This is a genomic window from Nocardia sp. NPDC060220 (assembly GCF_042727815.1).
GTDB lineage: Bacteria > Actinomycetota > Actinomycetes > Mycobacteriales > Mycobacteriaceae > Nocardia.
Map to the genome: position 1 here is coordinate 1 of NZ_JBHWZY010000945.1, position 2,501 is coordinate 2,501.

Annotated in this window: 1 protein-coding gene; it reads left to right on the forward strand. The window is 70.9% G+C overall.

Annotated features, from left to right (window positions below):
• Window positions 1-14 precede the first annotated feature (14 nt).
• Window positions 15-2,459 (forward strand): N-acetylmuramoyl-L-alanine amidase, encoded by a 2,445-nt coding sequence (locus tag ACFWF3_RS32060; RefSeq protein WP_379317553.1) that lies wholly within the window; start codon window positions 15-17, stop codon window positions 2,457-2,459.
• The last annotated feature ends 42 nt before the right edge of the window (window positions 2,460-2,501 follow it).

Consider the following 2,501-nt stretch of genomic DNA (forward strand, 5'->3'; position numbering starts at 1 on the left):
GATAGGAGTCGCACGTGCGATACCGAAAGCCGAAACGTTCCTACGTGCTCCCGGTGGTCACGACCCTTGTTGTCGCCGCACCGATCGGCGCGTTCGCCCTCAGCGACTCGACCGACTACCGCAGCGCGAACGATTCCCAGGTCGCGGCCGTGCCGACGCAGCTGGCCGAGGTCGCGCTGACCACGGCTCCTGACATCACGGTCCCGCTGCGTGACCTGACCGGCCTCGATCTGCCGGACCTGCACCTCTCGGACCTGCGCATGTTGCAGCTGCCGAGCTCGATCCCGATCCCCCCGGGATTGCCGGTGCCCCCGGGCGTGGCGCTGCCCACCGAGATCCAGCTGCCACAGCTGCCGACGAAACCGCAGCCCACCCCGACGCAGCAGGCCACGCCGGGCGCCGCGGCACCCGGGGCCGCAACGCCTGCGCGCCCACCGGTCCCGAGTACATCGGTCCCGACCGCGCCGCCGGCGCCACCGGCCGCGACACCGCAAGCCCAACCGCCCGCTCCGGGCGCGCCCGCTCCGGCACCAGGGGGCGCGGCCACCCAGGCCCCAGCGGCTCCTGCCGCGCCTGCCCCGGCCCAAGCACAGGCTGCCCCGGCCGCGCCAGTTCCAGCGCAACCAGCTCCGGGCGCACCCGAAGCTCCCGCTGGGGCCACGCCGACGTCGGCCGCCCAGCCTCCGGCCGCGCCCGCGACCGGTGCCCCGGTCTACCAAAGCCGTTCCGGCGGAGCCAAATTCATCGCCGACCCGGAAAACCTCGAACCCGGCACGACCCCCGACACTCCCGCCCTCTCGCCGGGCGCGGTCGGCGCGGACGTCATCGACCAGGTGGGCGCGCAGGTCAAGGAACTCACCCAGGACACCCCGTTCAGCATGGTCGCCGTCACCGCCCGCGACATGGCGAACACCACCACCAAGCTGCGAGCTCGCCAGCTCGACGGCAACTGGGGGCCCTGGTACAACGCCGATCCGGTCGATACCAGGGCCACCGATCAGACCCCGGCCGACGCACCGACCGGCACCGAACCGATCTACGTCGGCGAGACCACCGCGGTGCAGATGCTGGTCACCCGCAAGCCCACCGCGGGCCCGGACCACGACCCGGCCCACCTCACCGAGGCCGCGCTCAAGGCCGTCCTGATCAATCCGGGGCGGGCCGCGATCGATGCCGCGCTCAACGACGTCGCCGCGGCGCTGCCCGGTGGTGGACCGAAGGTCATCACCCGCGCGCAGTGGGGTGCCGACGAGTCGATCCGCTGCGAGGAACCCACCTACGACGACGGCGTCGGCGGCATCACCGTGCACCACACGGCCGGTCGCAACGACTACAGCCGCTCCGAGTCCGCGGGCATCGTCCGCGCGATCTACGCCTATCACGCCGAGACGCTCGGCTGGTGCGACGTCGGCTACAACGCCCTGGTCGACCAGTACGGCCAGATCTTCGAGGGCCGCTACGGCGGCCTCGACCGCGCGGTCCAGGGCGCGCACGCGGGCGGTTTCAACGAGAACACCGCGGGTGTGGCGCTGATGGGCAACTACGAGAACGAGGAGCCGAGCAACGAGGCGATCAACGCGATCGGCAAGTTCATCGGCTGGCGGGCCAAGCTCGCCGGGATCGATCCCAAGGGCACGACCACGATGTACTCCGAGGGCACCGAGTTCACGCCCTACGCCCAGGACGAAGCGGTCGATCTGCCGGTGGTGTTCGCGCACCGCGATGTCGGCAACACCGACTGCCCCGGTGACGCCGCCTACGCGCTGATGGATCGCATCCGCGGAATCGCGGCGGGCAATTCCGGCACCTACACCTCACCCCCGACGGTGAACCGCCCGCCGAGCCAGCAAGCCCGTGCGCCGCAGGGCAATATGGCCGAACTGGGCGCGATGGTGGACAAGTTCCTCGGCCTGTCCGTCGACAACGCGATCGCCAAGCACTGGGTGGCCAAGGGCGGGGTCGACGGTCCCCTCGGCGCACCGCAGTCGGACCTGATCTCGGGCGCGCAGGGCCGTCAGTACGCGAAGTTCGCCCACGGTTTCGTCTATTCGGGCGAGGGCGGTCAGGTATTCGAGGTGGTCGGCGCGATTCTCGACAAGTATCTGAGCCTGGGCGCCGATTCGGGCGTCCTCGGCCTGCCGACCGCGAGTTCCTACCTCGTCCCGAACGGTCTACGCACCGACTTCCAGCACGGTTCGCTGGTGCTCAACGAGCTCACGGGCATCGTCACGACGTTCTGGAAGACCTACGACGAGACCTACAAGCAGGAAATGAACGGCTCGCCGAAGCCGGGTCAGGCGCCTACCGCCCCGACGCTCGGACTGGCGGTGCCTGCCCCGGCTCCGGCCGACCCGCAAGTCCCCGCCGAACCGCAGGCCCCACCTGCATCCGCTGAACAGATCCCCCTCGAGCAGGTTCCGGCAGACCCGCCGGCTCCCGAACCCGCCCCGATCGGCTAACCCCCGGTCACGGCGAAGAACGGCCGGTGCACCCTCCGAGCG